22 protein-coding genes are annotated in these 22,812 nt (G+C 39.5%); 1 reads left to right on the forward strand and 21 read right to left on the reverse strand.

Annotated features, from left to right (window positions below; genetic code table 11):
- Positions 1 to 46 precede the first annotated feature (46 nt).
- The 20 genes from trxB to uvrB form a co-directional block, all read right to left on the reverse strand.
- The gene (trxB, locus tag AC0KUU_RS22125; protein WP_013059713.1) at positions 47 to 1,000 is read right to left on the reverse strand and encodes a thioredoxin-disulfide reductase; all 954 of its coding nucleotides are present in this window, start codon (positions 998 to 1,000) and stop codon (positions 47 to 49) included.
- 111 nt (positions 1,001 to 1,111) lie between these two features.
- Positions 1,112 to 2,614 (reverse strand): tetratricopeptide repeat protein, encoded by a 1,503-nt coding sequence (locus AC0KUU_RS22130; RefSeq protein ID WP_043977338.1) that lies wholly within the window; start codon positions 2,612 to 2,614, stop codon positions 1,112 to 1,114.
- 181 nt (positions 2,615 to 2,795) lie between these two features.
- The gene (gene hisIE, locus AC0KUU_RS22135) at positions 2,796 to 3,419 is read right to left on the reverse strand and encodes a bifunctional phosphoribosyl-AMP cyclohydrolase/phosphoribosyl-ATP diphosphatase HisIE (protein ID WP_322552536.1); all 624 of its coding nucleotides are present in this window, start codon (positions 3,417 to 3,419) and stop codon (positions 2,796 to 2,798) included.
- The gene (gene hisF, locus AC0KUU_RS22140) at positions 3,416 to 4,174 is read right to left on the reverse strand and encodes an imidazole glycerol phosphate synthase subunit HisF (protein ID WP_322552537.1); all 759 of its coding nucleotides are present in this window, start codon (positions 4,172 to 4,174) and stop codon (positions 3,416 to 3,418) included. Before hisF ends, hisIE begins: the two co-directional genes overlap by 4 nt.
- Positions 4,174 to 4,908, reverse strand: a complete 735-nt coding sequence (gene hisA / locus AC0KUU_RS22145) for a 1-(5-phosphoribosyl)-5-[(5-phosphoribosylamino)methylideneamino]imidazole-4-carboxamide isomerase (RefSeq protein WP_013085396.1) — start codon at positions 4,906 to 4,908, stop codon at positions 4,174 to 4,176. Before hisA ends, hisF begins: the two co-directional genes overlap by 1 nt.
- Positions 4,895 to 5,542 carry an imidazole glycerol phosphate synthase subunit HisH gene (gene hisH / locus AC0KUU_RS22150; RefSeq protein ID WP_162215083.1) on the reverse strand — a complete coding sequence of 216 codons (648 nt, stop codon included), beginning with the start codon at positions 5,540 to 5,542 and terminating at the stop codon, positions 4,895 to 4,897. Before hisH ends, hisA begins: the two co-directional genes overlap by 14 nt.
- Positions 5,543 to 6,127 carry an imidazoleglycerol-phosphate dehydratase HisB gene (gene hisB, locus AC0KUU_RS22155; protein WP_043977358.1) on the reverse strand — a complete coding sequence of 195 codons (585 nt, stop codon included), beginning with the start codon at positions 6,125 to 6,127 and terminating at the stop codon, positions 5,543 to 5,545.
- 75 nt (positions 6,128 to 6,202) lie between these two features.
- The gene (hisD, locus tag AC0KUU_RS22160; RefSeq protein ID WP_013085399.1) at positions 6,203 to 7,471 is read right to left on the reverse strand and encodes a histidinol dehydrogenase; all 1,269 of its coding nucleotides are present in this window, start codon (positions 7,469 to 7,471) and stop codon (positions 6,203 to 6,205) included.
- Between the two features lie 15 nt (positions 7,472 to 7,486).
- On the reverse strand, positions 7,487 to 8,119 hold the full coding sequence (hisG, locus tag AC0KUU_RS22165) for an ATP phosphoribosyltransferase (RefSeq protein WP_013059721.1): 633 nt from the start codon (positions 8,117 to 8,119) through the stop codon (positions 7,487 to 7,489).
- Entirely contained in the window at positions 8,119 to 9,300 is a 1,182-nt protein-coding gene (locus AC0KUU_RS22170) for an ATP phosphoribosyltransferase regulatory subunit (RefSeq protein WP_043977360.1), read from the reverse strand. Before AC0KUU_RS22170 ends, hisG begins: the two co-directional genes overlap by 1 nt.
- Before the next feature lie 175 nt (positions 9,301 to 9,475).
- Positions 9,476 to 10,003 carry an acyltransferase gene (locus tag AC0KUU_RS22175; protein ID WP_043977362.1) on the reverse strand — a complete coding sequence of 176 codons (528 nt, stop codon included), beginning with the start codon at positions 10,001 to 10,003 and terminating at the stop codon, positions 9,476 to 9,478.
- Positions 10,000 to 10,647 carry a pyrophosphatase PpaX gene (gene ppaX, locus AC0KUU_RS22180; protein WP_043977364.1) on the reverse strand — a complete coding sequence of 216 codons (648 nt, stop codon included), beginning with the start codon at positions 10,645 to 10,647 and terminating at the stop codon, positions 10,000 to 10,002. Before ppaX ends, AC0KUU_RS22175 begins: the two co-directional genes overlap by 4 nt.
- A 60-nt stretch (positions 10,648 to 10,707) precedes the next feature.
- Positions 10,708 to 11,541, reverse strand: a complete 834-nt coding sequence (lgt, locus tag AC0KUU_RS22185; RefSeq protein ID WP_013085403.1) for a prolipoprotein diacylglyceryl transferase — start codon at positions 11,539 to 11,541, stop codon at positions 10,708 to 10,710.
- Between the two features lie 16 nt (positions 11,542 to 11,557).
- Entirely contained in the window at positions 11,558 to 12,493 is a 936-nt protein-coding gene (gene hprK / locus AC0KUU_RS22190) for an HPr(Ser) kinase/phosphatase (RefSeq protein ID WP_013085404.1), read from the reverse strand.
- A gap of 188 nt (positions 12,494 to 12,681) precedes the next feature.
- Entirely contained in the window at positions 12,682 to 13,047 is a 366-nt protein-coding gene (locus tag AC0KUU_RS22195) for a phage holin family protein (protein ID WP_013059727.1), read from the reverse strand.
- Between the two features lie 2 nt (positions 13,048 to 13,049).
- Positions 13,050 to 13,244, reverse strand: a complete 195-nt coding sequence (locus AC0KUU_RS22200; RefSeq protein WP_013059728.1) for a PspC domain-containing protein — start codon at positions 13,242 to 13,244, stop codon at positions 13,050 to 13,052.
- Between the two features lie 41 nt (positions 13,245 to 13,285).
- Positions 13,286 to 14,377 carry a DUF4097 family beta strand repeat-containing protein gene (locus tag AC0KUU_RS22205; RefSeq protein ID WP_043977367.1) on the reverse strand — a complete coding sequence of 364 codons (1,092 nt, stop codon included), beginning with the start codon at positions 14,375 to 14,377 and terminating at the stop codon, positions 13,286 to 13,288.
- Positions 14,378 to 14,415: 38 nt separating this feature from the next.
- Positions 14,416 to 14,727 (reverse strand): hypothetical protein, encoded by a 312-nt coding sequence (locus tag AC0KUU_RS22210; protein WP_013059730.1) that lies wholly within the window; start codon positions 14,725 to 14,727, stop codon positions 14,416 to 14,418.
- A gap of 87 nt (positions 14,728 to 14,814) precedes the next feature.
- Complete coding sequence (gene uvrA / locus AC0KUU_RS22215) at positions 14,815 to 17,691, reverse strand: excinuclease ABC subunit UvrA (protein ID WP_043977369.1); 2,877 nt, start codon at positions 17,689 to 17,691, stop codon at positions 14,815 to 14,817.
- A 6-nt stretch (positions 17,692 to 17,697) separates the two neighbouring features.
- Positions 17,698 to 19,677 carry an excinuclease ABC subunit UvrB gene (gene uvrB / locus AC0KUU_RS22220; protein WP_075421536.1) on the reverse strand — a complete coding sequence of 660 codons (1,980 nt, stop codon included), beginning with the start codon at positions 19,675 to 19,677 and terminating at the stop codon, positions 17,698 to 17,700.
- Positions 19,678 to 20,012: 335 nt separating this feature from the next.
- Here uvrB and AC0KUU_RS22225 point away from each other — a divergent pair, with 335 nt between their 5' ends.
- Positions 20,013 to 21,674 (forward strand): sigma-54 interaction domain-containing protein, encoded by a 1,662-nt coding sequence (locus AC0KUU_RS22225; protein WP_043977375.1) that lies wholly within the window; start codon positions 20,013 to 20,015, stop codon positions 21,672 to 21,674.
- Between the two features lie 64 nt (positions 21,675 to 21,738).
- Here the strand turns inward: AC0KUU_RS22225 and AC0KUU_RS22230 are convergent, their stop codons facing one another.
- Positions 21,739 to 22,653, reverse strand: a complete 915-nt coding sequence (locus AC0KUU_RS22230) for a proline dehydrogenase family protein (RefSeq protein WP_043977377.1) — start codon at positions 22,651 to 22,653, stop codon at positions 21,739 to 21,741.
- Positions 22,654 to 22,812: the final 159 nt, after the last annotated feature.

Raw genomic sequence — 22,812 nt, forward strand, 5'->3', positions numbered from 1 at the left:
GAACAGTTAAAACCGAATTACGTTTTGTAAAAGATTGATTTCAGCCTTATTGCTGAATAGCTTTTAACTTTTCTTTTAACTCTTCTACATAGTGCTGAGCCGCTTGAGCAGCAATGCTGCCATCGCCTGTAGCTGTTACAATTTGACGAAGAGCCTTTTCACGAACGTCTCCAGCTGCGAACACACCTGGTACTTTTGTTTCCATTTGCTCGTTCGTTTCAATATATCCTTCTTTATTCGTGATGTTTAGGCTTTCGAATGGTTTTGTTAGTGGAACCATTCCAACATAAATGAATACGCCGTCCGCACCAAACTCGCGCTCTTCACCTGTTTTTGTATCTACCAACGTTACGCTTCCTACTTTACCGTCTTTTTCATTTACTTCTTTGACCGTTGTATTCCAAATAAAGTCAACTTTTTCGTTATCAAATGCACGCTGCTGTAGGATTTTCTGCGCGCGAAGCTCATCGCGTCGGTGAATAATTGTTACTTTTGTTGCGAAGCGTGTTAAATATACGCCTTCTTCAACCGCAGAGTCTCCACCGCCTACAACAACTAGCTCTTTACCTTTAAAGAATGCACCGTCACATACAGCACAATAAGATACGCCGCGGCCGCCTAGTTCTTTTTCTCCTGGCGCGCCTAATTTTTTATATTCAGCACCCGTAGCAACGATTACTGAACGTGTTTTATATTCTTTGCTGCCTGCACGAACTGTCTTGTATTCTTCTCCGTCGATGATTTCTTTAATATCACCGTACGCATATTCCGCACCGAATTTTTTTGCATGCTCAAACATTTTGTTAGAAAGGTCAGGACCAAGGATATGATCATAACCTGGATAGTTTTCTACATCTTCCGTATTAGCCATTTGACCGCCTGGAATTCCGCGTTCAATCATTAGTGTTGATAAATCTGCACGAGATGTATATACAGCAGCAGTCATACCTGCTGGACCTGCCCCAATAATAATGACATCATAAATTTTTTCTTCTGTCATTGCTTTACACTCCTTTTAGGAAATTCCTTCGTAGTTGATTCCAAATTTATGGATAATTATTTCGTTACCACTATCCTAATATGTTCTTCCTATTACCGTCTATTTTTTTGCTCAATTTAATAACGTATTCACAATTTTACTGTACTTTCTCACTGTTGCAGCGGAAATGGAATATTGTTTTGCCGCATCGGCTTGAGTAATAGACTGGTTTTGTTCTTTCGCCCATATATATGTGACGGCTGCGGCCCATGCATTTACGTTCACATGCTGAAAATCATAGGATTGTTTATATACCTGTACATATACATAAAACCAAAAGCTTAAAAGATCCTGGGTATCACTTTCATTCTGCGATTCCATCTCCAGTTCAATAACATCTGCCACCTCAAAAATCACATGTTGTTTATCCTGCCATACATACGTATATACTTCATCCAAAAGTGTACTCATATGTATGGACGACTTGATTTCTTCTAAAAGGAGCAGACGCTGCTGTTCAGGAAGCTTCTTCGCCATATACAAGCTGTAAAGCTGATCGTGAACATTTTTTGTTGCACACTTCTTTTTCGCTGTAACATCCACTTTCGATTGAAAAACCTTCGCAGCTTTTTGACTGATGCGCCAAGGCTCCTCTCCTTCTTTATCGGGAACGTCTTCCAATGCCAGCTTCCACATTTCTTTAGCGAACGCTTCACGTCCGGTATAGTAAGAGGCATATGAGAGCCAATAATGAAATGAGTTGTCTCCTTGAAATCCTTGTGTATAAAGCTTTTTTAACCATCTGTATGATAGTTTGTATTGACCAATCAATGCAAATGTTGCTCCAAGCTTATAGCGGTGTTCAAATGACATTGGATAAACGCGGCTAAGCCCGTCTGTAAGCTCCTCAACTTCTTTATGCTTATGGCAATAATAATAGAAAATCAGCTGATTGCATAACGCATGAAGATTTCCAGGGTTTTTCTCCAATACTTCATTCAGCAAATCCATTGCCTCATCAATTTTATTTAAATAAAAATAAGCTAACGCTAAATTATTATATGCAGACCAGAATTCTGGATACTCATCAATTATTTCAGTTAACAAATCCACTGCTTCTTCAAAATTCGTTGCTTCAAGCAGTCGTTTTGCTTGTTCTTGTTTTATAATCAGCATGTCGCCTAGCTGATTTTTAGGCTCTTCATCTTCTTCATCCACATCAATTGATAGTAAATCTAACAGATCTGTAGCCGATCGAAAGAGGTCACCATTTGGAAAATGCTCAATGTAATACATCGCGTATTTTTTTGATTCTTCAAACAGTCCAAGATGCGCATAGCTGTTGGCTATATAGTAGTAACAGCTTCCTAATGTATCGTCCATATGATGAATCACATGGAGAAAAAGCTCGTTGGCATCTTGATAATCTCCCTGCTCCGTTAAAGCTACTCCAACGTTTGTAAGAAGCTGTGGATTACGGGCATTTTCTTTGTTTGCACGCGTTAAATACTTGAGCGCTTTATCCGACTCCTCTTCTTCAAACGCCTGCAGCGCTTTTTCGAAATAGAAGTCACCCGTTTGCGAAAATGGAATTACTTGTGCCATTTTTTGAATTACTTTTGAGTGTTTTTCCATTAAGCCCTCCAAATAAGTTGATAATTTCGACGTTCGTAGTATATCACATTTGCCAAGAAGTTTAATACCTCTATTCAAAAAAGGAGCCTGTAAACAGTCGTTTCTGGACACAAATAAGAGAAGGTTTTGCCTCTTTTATCTAAAATGAGACAACTCCTTCTCTCCTTTCACTATGTAGCTATTAGCTAGAGTGACGCTCTTTTAATACTGATAGGACATCGTCTAAAGGCAGCTTTTGCTCACGAAGTAAAACAAGTACGTGGTACAATAAATCTGCAACTTCCCACTTCAGCTCATCATGGTCACGATTTTTTGCTGCAATAATCACTTCACCAGCTTCTTCTCCTACTTTTTTGAGGATTTTATCTACGCCTTTATCGAATAAGTACGTCGTATAAGCTCCTTCTGGCATTTCAGCTTCACGCTTAGCGATTACTTCTTCTAGCTCATTAATAATAGCAAACCGATTATCATTTTGTTTATTTTCACCAAGAATTGTTTCATTAAAGCAGCTGTAAGCGCCCGTATGACAAGCAGGACCTTGAGGCTCCACTTTTACAACAAGAGAATCAGCATCACAGTCATATGCCATGCTCACAATTTTTTGTATGTTTCCAGAGGTTGCACCCTTGTGCCACAACTCTTGTCGAGAACGGCTGTAAAACCATGTTTCACGTGTATCAATTGATTTTTGAAGTGATTCTTCGTTCATATAAGCCAATGTTAAAACTTCTTTGCTCACAGCATCTTGTACAATAGCTGGCACAAGTCCATCACTGTTGAATTTAATGTTTTCAATCGTCATCGAATGCTCACTCCTTGTTGTTTTGCATAGCTTTTAATTTCTTTTACAGATGTTTCTTTATAGTGAAAGATCGAAGCCGCCAAAGCCGCGTCAGCTTTCCCTTTTTCAAACGCATCGACAAAATCTTGACCATTTCCTGCGCCGCCAGAAGCAATAACAGGAACGCTCACCGCTTGGCTGACTGCTTTGGTTAATGCTAAATCAAACCCTGATTTTTCACCGTCTTTATCCATACTCGTTAACAAGATCTCACCCGCACCGCGCTTCACTGCTTCTCTGGCCCAGTCGATTACTTCCCAGTCCGTTGCGTTGCGGCCTCCGTGTGTGTAGACTCGCCATGATTGTAAGCTTTCATCGTACTTAGCATCGATGGCTACCACAATACACTGAGCTCCAAAAAAGTCGGACCCTTCTGTAATCAGTGTTGGATTGAGTACGGCCGCTGTATTTAATGACACTTTGTCTGCACCAGCACGAAGCATTCTTTTCATATCTTCTAATGCATTAATTCCTCCGCCCACCGTAAAAGGAATCGCTAGCTGAGATGCTACTTCTTCTACAACATGTACCATCGTTTTGCGTCCTTCATGAGAAGCAGAAATGTCTAAAAAGACTAATTCGTCTGCGCCTTCTTCATCGTAAAATTTCGCCAATTCTACAGGATCTCCTGCATCTCGAAGTTCCACAAACTGAACTCCTTTTACCACACGGCCGTCCTTTACATCTAAACAAGGAATGATTCGTTTTGTAATCATTACGCTTTCACCTCTTGAAGTGCTTCAGCTACTGTAAACTTATTTGTATAAAGTGCTTTCCCTACGATGGCACCAATAACACCGTCAGCTTCATATTTCTTTAGTGCATCTAGATCAGCAAGTTTACTAACTCCCCCTGATGCAATCACACCTTTTCCAGTAGCCTTAGCCATTTCAACAATTCCTTCCACATTAGGACCAGACAGCATACCATCAGTAGAAATATCCGTGAAAATAAATGTTTCCGCACCAGCATTAGCCAATTCTTTTCCTAGTTCTGTCGCTTTGATTGTAGATGTTTCCACCCAGCCTTCCGTCGCAACATAGCCATCACGTGCATCAATACCAATAGCAATACGCGCACCATATTCCTTCAGCATTTTTTTCACAAATTCAGGATTAGAAATAGCTGCACTTCCTAAAATAACACGGTCAATTCCGTTTTCTAAATAGTAAGCAACGTCAGCTTCTGAGCGAATGCCTCCTCCAATTTGCACACGTACATCTAATTTCTTTTTCACGCCTAGCACAAATTCATCATTCACGCGCTTGGCCGCTTTTGCGCCGTCTAAATCAACCATGTGAATCCACTGAGCGCCTTCACTTGCGAATTGTGTGGCCATATCTACCGGAGAATCTCCGTACACCGTTTCTTTTGAGTAATCTCCTTGAAGCAAACGGACGCACTTTCCTCCGCGCATATCAATGGCTGGATATATTTCAAATTTGCTCATACGATGGGCTCCTTTTCTCTACGAAGTTTGCATAATTTTGCAGCATTTGCATTCCGATTGCACTGCTTTTTTCAGGGTGGAATTGAGTGCCAAATACGTGTGCTTTTCCAACAACTGCTGGAACTTCGACATCATAAGGACTTGTTGCTAAAAGCACGTCTTGATCATTTGTTTTTACGTAATAAGAGTGAACAAAGTACACATGACCTTCACTGATTCCATCAAGCAGAGCAGACTGCTGATGAAAATCTAAAGAATTCCAGCCCATATGGGGAACTTTATATGTCTGTCCTTCGGCAGTAATGCCGGGAATACGCTCGACTCTCCCTTTTAACAGTTCCAGCCCTTTTGTTACGCCGTTCTCATCGCTTTCTTCAAATAAAAGCTGCATACCTAAACAAATTCCAAGCAAAGGCATTCCTTTTGCTACTTCTTCTTTAATAAAGTCCGTCAGCTTTGTTTGATTCAGCTGTTCCATCGCATCTTTGAATGCTCCAACTCCAGGAAGAATCAGCCCTTTTGCCTTTCTTAGTTCTGCAGGATCTGCCGAGATAATATAATCATAGTTTAATCGTTCAAGAGCTTTACTTACGCTGTATAAGTTGCCCATCCCATAGTCGACAATTCCAATCATTTACAACATCCCTTTCGTCGAAGGCACACCTTTGACACGCGGATCAATCGTTGTCGCTTCGTCCAAAGCACGTGCTAAAGCCTTAAACACCGCTTCAATAATGTGGTGCGTATTTTTACCGTAGTGTACAATTACATGTACATTCATGCGAGATTCTAATGCAAATTTCCATAAAAATTCATACACAAGCTCTGTATCAAATGTACCGACGCGCGGCGCGGGAATATCACCTTTAAATTCAAAATGAGGACGATTGCTTAAATCTACTACCACTTGAGCCAACGCGTCATCCATTGGTACGAAAGCATTTCCATAGCGCTTAATTCCTTTTTTATCACCGAGCGCTTCTTTGAACGTTTGACCAAGGCAAATACCGATATCTTCCGTTGTATGGTGATCATCAATCTCCGTGTCTCCATCTGCTTTTACATCAAGGTTAAACTGTCCGTGTTTTGTAAATAAATCGAGCATATGATTTAAAAAAGGAACGCCTGTATCAATGCTCGCTTTTCCTTCTCCATCGATTCCAATCGCTAATGCAATATCCGTTTCGTTTGTTGTACGTTTAATACTTGACTCTCTCATTGTGAAACTCCTTTCAACTGTGCATGTAATAAGTAAAGAAAAGAACATTTCTACTCTTTTCTTTTAATCTCCACCTTATTTTTTAAAGCGTTCTTCAACCGCCCTTGCATGAGCTTCTAGCCCTTCTAAACGAGCAAATGCTGCGATTTTCGAGACATTTTTCTGCAGAGCTTGTTGGCTGTATGAAATGATACTAGACTTTTTCACAAATGAATCAACTGATAAAGGACTTGAGAATTTTGCTGTCCCATTTGTTGGAAGAACATGGTTTGGTCCCGCGAAATAATCGCCAACAGGTTCTGAGCTGTATCTTCCTAGAAAAATAGCACCGGCATGACGAATGGAACCTAAAAGTTCAAGCGGACTTTCAGTCATAATTTCTAAATGCTCAGGAGCTAATTGATTAACAGCTTCAATCGCTTCTTCTAATGACCCGGTCACATAAATAGCGCCATGGTTATCAATAGAAGGTTTTGCAATTTCTTTACGAGGTAAAGATTCCACTTGTCTTTCCACTTCTTCTTTAACAGCTTCGGCTAATTTCATAGAAGGTGTAACTAAAATACTTGAAGCTAATTTGTCATGTTCTGCTTGAGACAATAAATCAGCGGCCACTTCGTTCGGCTTAGCCGTATCGTCTGCTAGTACGACAATTTCACTAGGTCCAGCAATTGAGTCAATGTCTACTAAGCCATATACTTCCCTTTTCGCTAATGCAACAAAGATATTACCTGGCCCTACAATTTTATCGACGGATTGAATTGTTTCTGTTCCATAGGCAAGTGCCCCTACTGCCTGAGCTCCCCCTACTTTATAAATCTCTTTGACCCCAAGCTCACTCGCTGCTACCACTACTCCAGCAGGAAGCGCGCCGTCTTTTCCTGGAGGTGAAACCATCACGATACGTTTTACACCTGCCACTTGAGCAGGAATGACATTCATTAAAACGGAAGAAGGATAAGCCGCAAGGCCTCCCGGTACATAAACACCTACTGCATCTAAAGGCGTTACTTTCTGCCCTAAAATGGTTCCATCTTCTTTTGTTGTCATCCAAGACTGCTCGACCATTCTTTCGTGGTAATCACGAATGTTGTCAGCAGCTTCACGAATGATTGACAGCATATCTGCATCAACCAGCTCATAAGCACGCTTCTTTTCTTGTTCTGTCACAAGCAAAGAAGAAAGCTCAACGCCGTCAAATTGGGCTGTATACCTTTTTAAAGCTTCGTCTTTTTGCTCTTGCACCTGCTTTAAAATATTTACGACAATTTCTCTTTGAGCACTCGTTCCTTGATCAATCGTACGTTTTAAGCTCACTTGTTCTGTTACACGTGTAATTTTCAATGTATGTCACCTCTTTTATACAGGTTGAACCACTTGGGCTAAACGATTCACTAAATCATCAATTCGTTCGTCTTTTAAACGATAGCTCACAGGGTTCACAATCAAACGCGATGTAATATCTTCAATGTGCTCCAATTCAACAAGTCCGTTCTCTTTTAGTGTTTGTCCTGTTGATACAATATCAACGATCCGATCAGCCAGGCCGATTAAAGGCGCTAATTCAATGGAACCATTCAATTTAATAATTTCTACTTGCTCTCCTTGCTCCCTGAAATAAGTAGATGCTACATTTGGATATTTGGTTGCCACTTTTTGAGCAATTTCTGATTTTTTAGCATTAGGCAAACCGGCAACGGCCAGATGACATTTACTAATATTTAAATCCAACAGCTCATAGACATCTCTTTCTTCTTCTAACATTACGTCTTTACCTGCAATACCAAGATCCGCTACCCCGTATTCTACATAAGTAGTAACGTCCATTGGTTTTGCTAAAATAAAGCGCATGTTCTCTTCAGGAATGTCTACAATCAGCTTGCGCGAATCGTCAAATTCTGGCGGCAATTGAAAGTCTGCTTGACGCAAAAGTTCAGCTGCTTCTTCAAAAATACGTCCTTTTGGCATTGCAATTGTTAATAGTTCACTCATTATTGTCCCCCCTTGCCTCGTTTTCCAATTAGAAACGTGACTTCTTCAAACTGTGCAGTAAATACATCAACATCATCAACGCCTGCAATTTCCTGAGTCACTACCCGGTATCCTTGCTTGCGCTGTTCAGCAGCTAAAGCTAATGCCTCATCTAAACGCTCCTGGCTATATAATATGCCGTATACTGCTGAAGGCTCATATACTTCTTCGCCCAGCGCTTCAATTAAGCGGTCGAGCTGAATTCCAAATCCTGTAGCTGGTGTTTTAGACGCAAATTTTTCAAGAAGCTGGTCATAACGTCCTCCATTACCGATATGGAAACCAACGTTTTCAGCAAAGACTTCAAATAAAATACCTGTGTAATAGCTCATATGACTGACTAAGTTAAAATCAATTTTAATTTCATCCGTTACACCGTACGCATCAAGCATATTCCATAGCTTTTTCAAATCACCGGCTGCTTTTTTACCAGCTTCGTTTTCAACTAGTTCAACCGCTTCTTCAATCTTCTTTTCATCTCCGCGCAGGTTAAGCAGCTGAAGGAGACGCTGTTTATCAATAGAAGATAGATTCAAATCTTTTACATGATTACGATAACCCACGTAATTTTTCTCATATAAAAAGCGGCGAAGCACGTTAGCACGTTCTTCATTTCCGACAATTTCTAAAAAAAGCGAATTAACAAACCCGATATGGCCAATTGCCACTTTAAATGATTTAAGTCCCGCTCTTTTTAACGCGCCGATCATGAGAGCAATCACTTCAGCATCGCTGCTCATCGTAGCGTCTCCAATTAGCTCAACGCCTATTTGTTCAAACTCCGCCGGGCGGCCGCCCTCACGCTGCTGAGCTCGGAATACATTTGCTTCATAAGCTAAGCGCAAAGGAGAATTATTTAAAAGTTTTGAAGCGGCCACACGTGCAAATGGCGTTGTTACATCCGGTCGCAGCACAAGCGTATGCCCTTCTTTATCTAAAAGTTTAAACAATTGTTGATCTAAAATAGCTGATGCGCTTCCTACCGTCTCGTAGTATTCCACAGTAGGCGTTGCCATATATTGATAGCCCCAGCTGCTGATTTCATCTGCCAGCTGATTGCGAACTTGTTTTTTTCTTTCAAAAAGAGCTGGCAGGGTATCTCTCATTCCAAGGGGTTTTTCAAACATAAATAACTTTGACATTCCGACACGTCCTTTAAGCTTGATTTTATCTATTATTGATAGGTTGATTTCGCTTTATCACGCTAATGTATTAGCGAAATAACAAATTAAAGTTATTGATAGTTTACACCCGATAAAGTCAGCCGTCAACCGCCAGCTGTTCAAATTTACAAAAAAAACCACAGCTTAGTTCTTGCTAAGTTGTGGCTTTAGGCTCTGCTTCCTTGCGCTTTTCCATTTCTTCTTTTGTATAGATGACACGCATAGGGTTACCTCCAACAAAGAAACCGGGTGCTACATCTTTATGAACCACCGTTCCAGCCGCTACAACCGCTCCGTTGCCGATTGTTACGCCTGGAAGGATGGTGCTATTTGCTCCAATCATCACTTCATCCCCAATGATGACATCTCCAAGACGATATTCCGTTATCAGATATTCATGAGCGAGAATAGTTGTATTGTATCCGATAACCGTATTGCGTCCTACTTGTATTTTTTCAGGAAACATAATATCGAGCATCACCATAAGGGCAAAGGATGTTTGAGGTCCTACTTTCATCCCTAGGCACGCTTTGTACAGCCAGTTTTTCATCAAAAGAAAAGGCGTATAGCGAGCGCATTGAATGATTAGGAAGTTGCGCACTACTTTCCAAAAAGGCACGGTCTTATAGACATGCCAAAGGGAATTAGCTCCTTTAACCGGATAGCGCGTCGTTTTTCTCACTGACGTTCTCCTTTTAATATATCAATTAAATCCGTCATATTCTCTAAAATAATATCAGGATTATAAGAAGCGATATGATCTCTTCCTTTTGCGCTCCAAGCAACTCCAGCTGTTTTCGTATAAGCTCTTTGGCCAGAAACGATGTCATGATGGTTATCTCCCACCATCAGCGTTTCTTCAGGTTTAGCATTAAGCAGCTTCAGTGCTTTTTCTACTGGCTCAGGATGCGGCTTTGCATTTGTTACGTCTTCAATTGCAACAATCGTATCAAAGAACTGGTCTAACTTTGTTAACTTAAGCCCCATCATGACCGTATTTCTTTGCTTTGTTGTGACAATGCCTAATTTATAATTCTGCTCGTGCAGCCATTTAACTGTTTCAAGTACGCCTTCAAATTCTTTAACAAGCAAATCATGATTAGCTAGATTATGCGTGCGATACATCTCAATCATTTCGTTTACTTTCGTTTTATCCATTTCTACAAACGTGTCGTATAAAGGAGGTCCCATAAACTGTAAAATATCTTCACGAGTATATTGTTCAGGATAATAGTGATTAAGCGTATGAGTAAATGAAGCAATAATTAATTCATTTGTATCAATTAACGTACCGTCTAAATCAAACAAAACCGTATTAATCGTCATTATTCATTTCCTTCCCTTGCGTCAAATCAAGTTTGTGTAAATCTTGTAGCTTTTCTTCATTTACGCCTTAGATTGTGCTTCTTCATTCTCTAAGTATTTCTGTTTACTCATGCCCGTCACGCGGCGGACAATAATTAAAATAATGGCTATTACAATCAGTGCGAGTGAAACAACTTGAGCGATTCTGAGTGTATGCGTCAGCATTAAACTATCCGTGCGAAGCCCTTCTACAAAGAAGCGTCCAACTGAGTACCAGATTAAATAAGATAAGAAAATTTCTCCTTTTCGCAGACTGGTGCGGCGAAGTACCATCAACAGGATAAATCCGGCAAAATCCCATAATGATTCGTATAAAAACGTAGGATGATAGTATGTACCGTTAATATACATTTGGTTAATGATAAAATTTGGAAGGTGCAACCCTTCTAAAAAAGCACGGGTAACCGGGCCCCCATGTGCCTCTTGATTCATAAAGTTTCCCCAGCGCCCAATGGCTTGGCCAAGGATTAAACTAGGCGCAGCAATATCAGCCAACTTCCAAAATGAAATTTTTTTTACTTTCGAATACACAATGGCAGTTAATACGCCTCCGATTAAGCCCCCATGAATGGCAATCCCACCTTGCCAAATCTGAGGTATTTCATTTAAATGCTTTGAATAGTATCCCCATTCAAAGGATACATAATAAATTCGTGCACAAATAATAGCTATTGGCACAGCAAATAAGATAAGATCAACAAATGTATCTTTTGATAAGCCTCTTCTTACACTTTCTCTTGTCGCAATATAAAGACCTAATAGAACACCTGCACCGATAATTACGCCGTACCAGTAGACCGTTAGAGGGCCAATTTCAAGGAAAACGCGATCTAACGGCTGAATAGTTGCTTCCACAAGTTAACACCCTTTCTTATAAATCTTCACGATCTCCTTCTTCAATTACATCTGTTAGACGTGCAGAAAATTGTTCTGCTGCGTTAATACCCATACGCTTTAAGCGGAAGTTCATTGCCGCCACTTCAATGATAACAGCTAAGTTTCGTCCCGGACGTACTGGCAATGTAATTTTTGTAACGTCTGTATCAATAATTTTCATTTTATCTTCTTCTAAACCAAGGCGATCATAATGTTTCTGCTGATCCCATGTCTCTAACTGAATAACAAGTGAAATTCGCTTATAGCTTCGTACAGCTCCTGCGCCGAATAGCGTCATCACATTGATGATCCCTAGTCCTCGAATTTCAAGCAAATGCTCGATTAAACCAGGCGCATTTCCTACAAGCGTGTCTTGATCTTCTTGACGGATTTCCACACAGTCATCGGCTACTAGACGATGTCCCCTCTTAACAAGCTCTAGAGCTGTTTCACTTTTACCAACGCCGCTTTTTCCCATGATTAATACACCAATTCCGTATATATCAACTAATACGCCGTGCATGGCAGTAGTAGGTGCTAGCCGGCTTTCAAGAAAATTCGTTAAATGGCTGGAAAGTCGCGTTGTTTTAAAGCTTGAACGCAGCACAGGAACTGATTCACGCTCTGAAGCTTCGATAAGTTCTTTCGGTACATCCATTTCGCGCGAAACAATGATAGCCGGCGTGATATCTGTACACATCTTTTCCATTCGAACTTTTTTTTGTTCATCATCTAATTGTTTAAAAAATGATAGTTCTGTTTTACCTAACAGCTGGATACGTTCTGCTGGGTAATATGTAAAATAACCTGCCATTTCAATACCTGGACGTGAAATATCACTTGTTGAAATAGGGCGGTCGATTCCTTCTTCTCCGCTAATAAGCTCTAATTTAAATTTCTCAATGATGTCTTTTGTACGTACTTTAACCACCGTGCATCCTCCTTTTATGAACAGTCATATACCTGTTCATGTCTACAGTATATCCAACTCTCGCTTTTATGTCGCGTTTGGTTCTAGCCATTTTATTTTATCATTAATACGGAAAGAAAAGAAAAAAAAGATGGCATAGGCTGCATCACCTTACCATCTTTTTTAGAAAATTAAATATTGCAAGAAAGTTATCTTCTATTTTGAAGCGGTTCAACAATCACTCGTTGAATAAGCGCATTTAAAAGCGACATAATTACTGAGGCTAAAAGCGCTGTACCAAACCCGTCAATATTAAAAGAATCTCCCATAACACTTTGTGTAATCATCAGCGTAATGGCATTAATGACGAATAAAAACAGCCCAAGCGTAAGAAATGTCACCGGCAGGGTAAGTAAAATTAAAATCGGCTTAACAAACACGTTCAAAATAGATAGAATCAAGCTCGCGATAATAGCTGCACTGACTGATTCCAAGTGGAAAGTGTCGATATAACCTGCAATTACGATTAATACGAGGGCATTGATTAAAATACTAATGATTCCACGCAATAACATTTTTAGAAATCTCCTTCTTCATTTGGAACTAAAAACACAAAAATCATATATAAGATGACCGGAGTACCTACTGTAAAAAATAAACTGATGATAAACAATACGCGGAGTAGTGAAGCATCTATTCCGATATACTGAGAAATACCGCCGATAACACCCGCAAGCTTGCGATTTGTTCGCGAACGATACAACTTTCGCACGTTAATCATCTCCTTTGTTTTTTTACTAAAACAAGCGTTTTCTATTTTATAACAATTGAGCCCGTTTTGGATTCAGCTAACAATTTATAGCCTTTCGGCGAAGCGACATTTGCTTTGAAACGAAGTTGTTTCATCACCGTTTCTTTTTTCTCATCTACTATTTCCATCTCAGGAAGTGTACACGTAAAATTCCCAAAGTTAGATTTCAAATCTCCATCAACGGAGAGATGAGGCGGCGTATAGAGCGTAATGCTTCCTGTAGTCGTTTTGAAAAATGCTTTTTCAATGCGCTCTCCTTTTAAATACGTATCAATATCTCCGTTAAATGTCTGAACATCAATCTTTTTTGTATCTCCATCAAATTTAACCGTTCCATTGATTGTTTCAAGCTCACATTTCGAAGCGAGTATTCGAGAAAGTTCCATGTGCCCGTTTGATGTCTCCATTTCGAGAGAATGGCTGTTCACATCGTAAAAGCGGATGGTACCATTAGCTGTTTTGGCTTTCAGGTCTCGTACGCTTAGTCTTTCCCCATCGATTGAACCATTAAACATACGGAGCTTGACGCGTTCATATTCCATTTCTGGAATATAAATAATCGCTTTCACTTTCATTTGCTTTTGCTGAATTGAAAAGCGCAATTTGCCATTTTCAATGGAAAACGCCGTATGCTGCAAGAAAGTGCGGCGTGCTTCATCCGAATTCTCTACTTTGTAGATAGCAGCTTCACACTCTATTCGTACTTCTGTACTTCCCCAAGGTCGGAGTTGGACGCTTCCATTTGCTAAATCTACGTCAATCTCTTGAATATATGCTTCTGATTGTTGAAAGATGTGCTGAACGTCAATCGAAGGACCAAAGTTAAAATCTAAATCTCCTTCTTTTACTTTTTTTACCGTTTGATCTACAAATGTAAATAATTTTTCCTTTAAAGAGCTTTGAGATGACTTAGAAGCGTACGTTTTTTTCTGTTTTCCTCCTACATAAGGGGATAGCTCAGCTTTATCAGGCGTAGCATAGGAAGAATCATTAGCTGAGTCTTTTTCCAATGAATTCAGCAAAGTTAAAGCCTCATCTACGCTAAGTTTCCCTTCTTCTACCATCTGTAAAATTTGTTTACGCTTTTCACTCATACCTTCCATCTCCTCTTTACGTTTTAGTCATTTAACTTTTATCTGCTTAATATTTGTATCCCTTTTACAATATTCCATACAAACACAACAACATTAACTAAAGAAACAACAACTAAAGCTACAATTAAAAGAATAAATACCGTTCCACTAGAGCCAGTAAGAGCAGGAAGCAAGAAAAATAAGAACAAGATCGCTGTAGCGATAGGTAATAAATGTGACAAAAATGCAGTTTTTGCATGTTTCTTTACTTCTATGTTATGAACAACAAAATAAATAATAATAGGTAATAAAAATGGTGCAAAGAAAACGCTAAAATAATTTAAGGAAGATAGTATGCGATTTCCTTCCATAATAATCAGCTCCTTATATCATGTATTACGGTTTAATGAGTTAAAAAGTTTCATTCTTTATAAAAAAGACACCAATGCTGGTGTCTTTTAACGAGTTAATGCCTCTGCTTTTTCAACTTTTTTCTCCATACGCTTGCGGTCACGTTCTAAAATTGGCTTCAAATAATGACCCGTATAGGATTCTTTTACTTTTGCCACTTCTTCTGGCGTACCCGTAGCCACAATTTGTCCGCCTTTATCTCCACCTTCAGGCCCTAAATCAAGCAGGTAATCAGCTGCTTTGATGACGTCTAAATTATGTTCGATCACTAAAACCGTATCTCCATTTTCAACTAAACGCTGGAGCACTTTTAATAATCGTGCAATATCATCGACATGAAGACCGGTAGTCGGTTCGTCTAAAATGTACAGCGTTCTTCCTGTTGAGCGGCGGTGAAGCTCTGAAGCTAATTTTACACGCTGTGCCTCTCCACCGGATAAAGTAGTAGCCGGCTGTCCAAGGGTGATATAGCCAAGTCCTACATCGTAAATTGTCTGTAGCTTCCGCTTAATCTTTGGAATGTTTTCAAAGAAGTGAAGCGCGTCTTCAACGGTCATATCCAACACATCTGAAATGTTTTGATCTTTGTATTTCACTTCTAAAGTTTCACGGTTATATCGTTTGCCGTGGCAGACTTCACAAGGGACGTATACATCTGGCAAGAAATGCATTTCAATCTTGATAATACCGTCTCCTCGACAAGCTTCACAGCGGCCGCCTTTCACGTTAAAGCTAAAACGGCCTTTTTTATATCCGCGCACTTTTGCTTCGTTTGTTTGGGCAAATACATCTCGGATGTCATCGAATACGCCTGTATAAGTTGCAGGGTTCGAACGAGGCGTACGGCCTATGGGAGACTGATCAATATCGATGACTTTATCTAAGTGTTCAATGCCTTTGATTTCTTTATGTTCTCCTGCTTTGCTTTTTGCTTTATGCAGCTTTTGCGCCAATGATTTATGAAGGATATCATTTACCAGCGTACTCTTACCTGATCCAGATACACCTGTAACAGCCGTGAACATACCTAACGGAAGCTTTGCTTTTACATTTTTTAAATTATTTTCTTTTGCTCCTATAATTTCAATCATCCGATCTTTATCTATTGACCGTCTTTCCGCTGGAAGAGGAATAAACTTCTCTCCTGATAGATATTGACCCGTTAAAGAGTTTTCATCCTTCATCACTTCCTGAGGCGCACCTTGAGAAACAACAGCACCTCCGTGTACACCGGCTCCTGGTCCGATATCAATTAAATAATCAGCTGCCATCATCGTATCTTCGTCATGTTCTACAACAATCAACGTATTTCCAATATCGCGCATATCTTGCATCGTGCGAATTAAGCGATCATTGTCACGCTGATGAAGACCGATAGAAGGTTCATCTAAAATATAAAGAACCCCCGTTAAACGAGAACCAATTTGAGTAGCTAAACGGATCCGCTGTGCTTCTCCTCCTGAGAGAGTTCCAGCAGAGCGGTTTAATGTTAGGTAATCAAGCCCCACGTTAATGAGAAAGCTTAGACGCTCACGAATTTCACGCAGTATCATATCCGCAATCTTCATGTCTTTTTCAGATAGGCTGAGACTTTCAAAAAAATCATATGCTTCTTTTACTGAGAAGCGGGTTGTATCTCCTATATGCTTTTCGTCAATAAGCACCGCTAAGCTTTCGCGTTTTAAGCGATTTCCTTTACATTTTGGGCAAGCTTGCTGAGCCATGTACTTTTCCATTTGCTCACGGATATAATCTGAACTTGTTTCATGATAACGGCGCTCTACATTCCGAAGCACGCCTTCAAATTCGATATGATTTTCTCTTACTTGGCCAAAATCATTTTCATAGCGAAAGTAAATTTTTTCTTTACCGCTGCCATATAATACTTTATCAAATAAATGTTCCGGGATATCTCGCACCGGCACGTCCATATCGATGCCGTAATGTGTACATACGGCTTCAAGCAGCTGCGGATAGTATTGAGAACTTGTTGGCTCCCAAGGTGCAATTGCGTGCTGACGAAGCGTTAAGTCATAGTTAGGAATAACTAAATCTTTGTCCACTTCCAATTTCGTTCCTAACCCGTCACACGTTGGACACGCCCCGTACGGACTATTAAATGAAAACATGCGGGGCTCAAGTTCTCCAATGGAGAAACCACATTTTGGACAAGCATGATGCTCACTAAAAAGCAGTTCTTCTTCACCTATCACATCAATAATTACTTTCCCTTCTCCGAGGCGAAGAGCTGATTCCAAAGAGTCCGACAAACGAGCGGCTACACCTTCTTTTACAACAACGCGATCAATTACTACTTCAATGGAGTGCTTTTTGTTTTTTTCCAGTTCAATTTCTTCTGTTATTTCACGCATTTCTCCGTCTACTCGAATGCGAACGTACCCTTCCTTTTTAATATCTTCTAACACTTTTACGTGGGTACCTTTTCGGCCAGATACCACAGGTGCCAGTACTTGAAGCTTTGTACGTTCAGGGTACTCTAAAATTCTATCTACCATTTGCTCAATCGTTTGAGATGTAATTTCAATTCCATGATTAGGACAAATCGGCTTTCCTACACGAGCAAACAAAAGGCGCAAATAGTCATAGATTTCGGTCACAGTTCCGACGGTTGAACGAGGGTTTCGGCTCGTTGTTTTTTGATCGATTGAAATAGCAGGCGACAATCCTTCGATTGAATCTACATCGGGCTTATCCATTTGACCTAAAAACTGTCTTGCATATGCCGAAAGCGACTCGACATAACGTCTTTGTCCTTCTGCATAGATTGTATCGAAAGCTAAAGAAGATTTACCAGAACCTGATAACCCCGTTAATACTACTAATTTGTCTCGCGGGATTTCAATATCGATATTTTTCAAATTGTGGGCTCGTGCACCTTTTACCACGATTTTTTCCATCGCCATGTTTTATCACCCTTCCGCTTTTAATTCTAGAATCAAGTCACGAAGCTCAGCTGCGCGTTCAAAGTTAAGCGCTTTGGCTGCTTCTTTCATTTCTTGTTCCATTTCTTCTACGAGCTTTGCTTTTTCTTTTTTGTTGAGCTTATCAAATGCCGGTGCTTCTTCATACGTTTCTGTATCTTCTGCTACTACTGTTGCACGAATTGAGCCTCGAACTTCTTTTTGAATCGTTGTCGGTGTAATACCATGCTCTTCATTGTAAGCTTCTTGAATACTTCTACGACGCTTGGTCTCATTGATAGCAATGTTCATGGAGTTTGTGATGCGATCTGCATACATAATGACATGTCCATTAGCATTTCGTGCAGCACGTCCGATGGTTTGAATAAGCGATCGTTCTGAACGCAAGAATCCTTCTTTATCCGCGTCTAATATGGTTACTAACGAAACTTCCGGAATATCTAAACCTTCACGAAGTAAGTTAATTCCTACAAGCACATCGTACTTTCCAAGCCGCAGCTCTCGGATAATTTCAATACGCTCGAGCGTCTTCACTTCAGAGTGAAGATATTGAACTTTAATGCCGATTTCTTTTAAGTAGTTCGTTAAATCCTCGGACATTTTCTTTGTTAACGTCGTAACGAGTACTCGTTCATTTCGCTTAATCCGGTCGTGAATTTCTCCAATTAAATCATCAATCTGCCCTTCAATTGGTCGAACTTCAATATTTGGATCCAATAATCCCGTTGGACGGATAATTTGTTCAATCACATCAGGTGCCTTCTCAAGTTCATAAGGACCTGGTGTTGCGGAAACATGAACAATTTGGTTAATATGCTGTTCAAATTCATCAAATTTAAGCGGGCGGTTATCTAATGCGGAAGGCAAGCGGAAACCATGGTCCACTAACACTTGTTTACGCGCTTGGTCCCCATTGTACATTCCTCTAACTTGAGGAATCGTAACGTGTGATTCATCCACAACAAGAAGGAAATCTTCAGGGAAGAAGTCCAGCAGTGTATAAGGTGTAGAACCAGCGGGACGAAGCGTTAAATGACGAGAGTAGTTCTCGATTCCCGAACAAAAGCCCATTTCTCTCATCATTTCTAGGTCGTAGCGCGTGCGCTGCTCCAAGCGCTGCGCTTCTAAAAGCTTGCCTGCTTCTTTTAGCTTCTCTAGCTGTTCTTCTAGTTCTTTTTCAATATTTTGAATGGCAACACGCATTTTTTCTTCTCTCGTGACAAAGTGAGATGCCGGGAAGATAGCTACATGTTCACGATCACCAATGATTTCTCCTGTTAGAGCGTCAACTTCTCGGATGCGGTCAATTTCATCGCCGAAAAACTCGACGCGAATACAGTGTTCATCTCGAGACACAGGGAAAATCTCCACAACATCACCGCGAACGCGAAACGTTCCGCGCTTAAAGTCAATATCATTTCTTTCGTACTGTACATCTACTAGCGTACGAAGCAGCTGATTACGCTCTTTTTCCATTCCTACTCGAAGAGATACGACCATTTCTTTGTATTCTTCCGGAGACCCTAAGCCATAAATACAGGATACGCTGGCAATAATAATGACATCTTTTCGTTCAAAAAGAGAAGAAGTTGCCGAGTGACGAAGTTTATCAATTTCATCATTAATGCTTGCATCTTTTTCAATAAATGTATCTGTTTGAGGTACATAGGCTTCAGGCTGATAGTAATCGTAGTAACTGACAAAGTATTCGACTGCATTATTAGGAAAAAACTCTTTAAACTCACTGTACAATTGACCAGCAAGCGTTTTGTTATGAGCCATAATTAGTGTCGGCTTATTTATTTCCTTAATAACATTAGACATGGTGAAAGTTTTTCCCGTTCCTGTAGCACCTAACAAAACTTGATGCTGCTTACCTTCTTTAATTCCTTTCACGATCTTTTCAATTGCCTTTGGCTGATCACCCTGCGGTTGATATGGGGATACTAATTCAAACTGATCTTTCAAATGAAGGCCTCCGTTTCTATTTTCTTGTTTTATCTATTTTTATTACGATATGTAAAAACCGAAAACACGAACTGATATTCGTATTTTATCACTTTATAATCATAAATGAAACTAATGAGTATTAATCTTATATAGTGTTTGTTTGTTTTTATTTTTTACCCTGTTACTTTATTACCCACTAAATTCTTATACTACCCTTTTCGAAGGGAATACAACTCTTTAGATGAAAGCAATAAAAGAAAGTAAGCTTCGTTATTGTTTGAAAAAGATAGGCTTTTGCGCCAATTTCTAAATTATGATACAGTATAAAAAATATGTACTGAGAGGGGTTTAGTATGGCAAGCGTTGATCAAGTTCTTATAAATAACTCCTTTATAACAGTTGAAGAATCAACTTCTTTAGCTAAAGTGACATCTGAACTTTCAAACTATGACTTCGTCGTAGTCACAGCAAGTACCTTTTATGTAATACAAAAAGATGAACGATACCTGTTAACAGGTCATGACGAGGCATCGTCCATAAAAAAAGTAATAGCGGATACAAATTGGCCTTCATCTTCTACTTCTACGTTAGCCAATTTACAAGCCAACACAAACTGGAACAGACCAGTCCTCATTCAAGCAGAAAACCAAGAAACCACAATAGGACTTGTAACACCTTCGCAGTGGATTACACATTTGCATAGCCAAAATGAGATATTAGCTTCCTATTTTGATACATTGGCAGAAACCATTAATGATGCAGTGACAGCGGTCGATAATGAAGGAAATGTAATCTTGTGGAATACTGCTGCGGAACATACGTATAAGATTCAGAGAGATGATATTATTGGTAGAAAAATCGGAGAGCATTTCAAAGATGAATCCATCATTCTACATACCATTCTAAATGAAGGGCGCCCTGTACGCGGAACGTATCATCGTCCTAATGAACAAACTCACGTGCTCATCAATGCATCTCCTATTATAAGAAACAATCGAGTCATAGGTGGAGTCGCAACTGAACATGACATTACCAATATTGTAAGATTAAATGAAGAAATTGATGTGTCTCTTCTCATTCCAAAAGATAATCCATTTTCTTCTTTCGCGGGTATCAGTCCTGAAATTAAGCAAGCCGTTGACATTGCCAAAAAAGTGGCATCTACAGATATGCCTATTTTATTAACAGGAGAACCTGGTTCTGGGAAAGAAATGCTGGCTCAGGCCATCCACTACGGTGGAGCCAAACATAAAGAACCTTTTTTATCTTTAAATTGCGCCACTATTCCATCGGGACTCCTGGAAATTGAGCTCTTTGGTCATCAAAAAGATGTCTTTTCAGAAGATCCAACAACCATTGCGGGAAAACTGGAGCAGGCTCACAACGGGACGTTATTTATTGAAGAAATTGATAAAATGCCTCTTGAAATTCAAGTTAAGTTTCTGCGTTACTTGGAAGAACGATCCTTTTATCACGTTGGAGGCACGGAAGAAATTCAAGTTCAAACCCGAATTGTAGCCTCTACCACGACGCCTTTGGAAGAGTTGCTAAAAGCCGGTGAATTCCATGAAAATCTTTACTATTTGCTGACCGTCATTAACATTATAATTCCGCCGCTTCGAGACCATAAAGAAGACATCGAAGCATTGACACAGCAATTTGTACAGGAATTCAGCAAGAAGTATAAAAAGAAGGCTCCTTTCATTAGCTCTGAAGTTCTCGAAGCCTTTATGCAATACGATTGGCCAGGCAATATTCGCGAGCTGAGAAATACGATTGAACGAATGATTTTTCTAAGTGATCAGTCGTTGATTACCCTTACGCACCTTCCTGACAATCTGAAGGATGCAAGTTCTTTCACAGAAGTTCAAAAAGAAGAAGATTCTCTTCAAGAAGCTAGGCTAATAGAAGAGACTCTTCAAAAAACCTATGGAAACAAAAGTGCAGCAGCAGATTTGCTTGGCATTTCACGCGGCACCCTTTACAACAAAATCAAAGAATACGGACTAAACTAATCAAAAAATTCGACACGAAGCTCAGGGTACTTGTGTCGAATTTTTTATGTTTCTTTGACTGAACTTATTTGGAGAAATTTTTTAATACGAACCATACATTGGCGGGGCGTTCGGCTAGGCGTCTCATGAAATAACCAAACCAATCAATTCCGTAAGGAACATACACCCTTACTTTATATCCTTCTTTTACTAGACGGTCCTGCAGCTCTACGCAAATTCCATAAAGCATTTGGAACTCAAATTGGTCATTTGAAATACCGTTTTCTCTTACTAATCGTTTTGTGTACTGAATCATTTCTTCATCATGACTTGCTACAGCTGTATAGTGACCATTTAATAAATGCATTTTAATGATTTTTTTATAGTTTTCATCTACGTCTTTCTTTTCTGGAAATGATACTTCTGGTGATTCTTTATAAGCTCCTTTTACTAGACGTAAATTAGCTTGATATTGATGTAAGTCATTCATATCTTGTTCTGTACGATGAAGATACGCTTGAATCACAATTCCAACATTATCAAATTCTTTGCGTAATTCTTTATACATATCAAGGGAGATTTGGCAGTGCAAGTAGTCTTCCATATCAATTCGAACAAAAATATTATTCATTCTGGCCGTGTGTAGAATTCTGCGCATATTTTCCATACAAAGCTCTTTGCTAATATCCAATCCTAAAGAAGTCATCTTTAATGATAAATTTGATTGAACGCCCGATTCTGCAATGGCTTCTAGTGTCTGAATGCACATGGCAGTAGACAACCTGGCTTCCTCTTCTGTAAAAACAAATTCTCCTAAATGATCAAGTGTAACAACTTTTCCACTATTGTTAAGCTCCTTAGATGTGTGAATTGCTGATTCGGTTGAGTCTCCAGCAACAAAACGAGCTGCTCCCATCCTCAATCCATACTTTTTAGCTAATTTGTTTATTGAATGATTTTTGCCAAGCGACTGAAACATCGTTCTCATTAATACTTCCATCAATCCTAAACCTCCTTTTATTTTTTAAAATCAAAAATAAACTAAATTTTCAGATTAATATTTTTATTTTTCTATACCCTTCTCACATTTCTGTACACTTATTTAAATAAATTTATACATAAGTGTTTAAAATATTTTAAATATAAACATATTTGTCTA

It is taken from the genome of Priestia sp. ST2 (assembly GCF_055810735.1).

Bases quoted from the DNA above. Each gene is read 5' to 3' on its own strand.
- trxB (WP_013059713.1), bottom strand. From the start codon at position 1,000: ATGACAGAAGAAAAAATTTATGATGTCATTATTATTGGGGCAGGTCCA.
- AC0KUU_RS22130 (WP_043977338.1), bottom strand. From the start codon at position 2,614: ATGGAAAAACACTCAAAAGTAATTCAAAAAATGGCACAAGTAATTCCA.
- hisIE (WP_322552536.1), bottom strand. From the start codon at position 3,419: ATGACGATTGAAAACATTAAATTCAACAGTGATGGACTTGTGCCAGCT.
- hisF (WP_322552537.1), bottom strand. From the start codon at position 4,174: ATGATTACAAAACGAATCATTCCTTGTTTAGATGTAAAGGACGGCCGT.
- hisA (WP_013085396.1), bottom strand. From the start codon at position 4,908: ATGAGCAAATTTGAAATATATCCAGCCATTGATATGCGCGGAGGAAAG.
- hisH (WP_162215083.1), bottom strand. From the start codon at position 5,542: ATGATTGGAATTGTCGACTATGGGATGGGCAACTTATACAGCGTAAGT.
- hisB (WP_043977358.1), bottom strand. From the start codon at position 6,127: ATGAGAGAGTCAAGTATTAAACGTACAACAAACGAAACGGATATTGCA.
- hisG (WP_013059721.1), bottom strand. From the start codon at position 8,119: ATGAGTGAACTATTAACAATTGCAATGCCAAAAGGACGTATTTTTGAA.
- AC0KUU_RS22170 (WP_043977360.1), bottom strand. From the start codon at position 9,300: ATGTCAAAGTTATTTATGTTTGAAAAACCCCTTGGAATGAGAGATACC.
- ppaX (WP_043977364.1), bottom strand. From the start codon at position 10,647: ATGACGATTAATACGGTTTTGTTTGATTTAGACGGTACGTTAATTGAT.
- AC0KUU_RS22195 (WP_013059727.1), bottom strand. From the start codon at position 13,047: ATGTTATTGCGTGGAATCATTAGTATTTTAATCAATGCCCTCGTATTA.
- AC0KUU_RS22205 (WP_043977367.1), bottom strand. From the start codon at position 14,377: ATGAGTGAAAAGCGTAAACAAATTTTACAGATGGTAGAAGAAGGGAAA.
- AC0KUU_RS22210 (WP_013059730.1), bottom strand. From the start codon at position 14,727: ATGGAAGGAAATCGCATACTATCTTCCTTAAATTATTTTAGCGTTTTC.
- uvrA (WP_043977369.1), bottom strand. From the start codon at position 17,691: ATGGCGATGGAAAAAATCGTGGTAAAAGGTGCACGAGCCCACAATTTG.
- AC0KUU_RS22225 (WP_043977375.1), top strand. From the start codon at position 20,013: ATGGCAAGCGTTGATCAAGTTCTTATAAATAACTCCTTTATAACAGTT.
- AC0KUU_RS22230 (WP_043977377.1), bottom strand. From the start codon at position 22,653: ATGGAAGTATTAATGAGAACGATGTTTCAGTCGCTTGGCAAAAATCAT.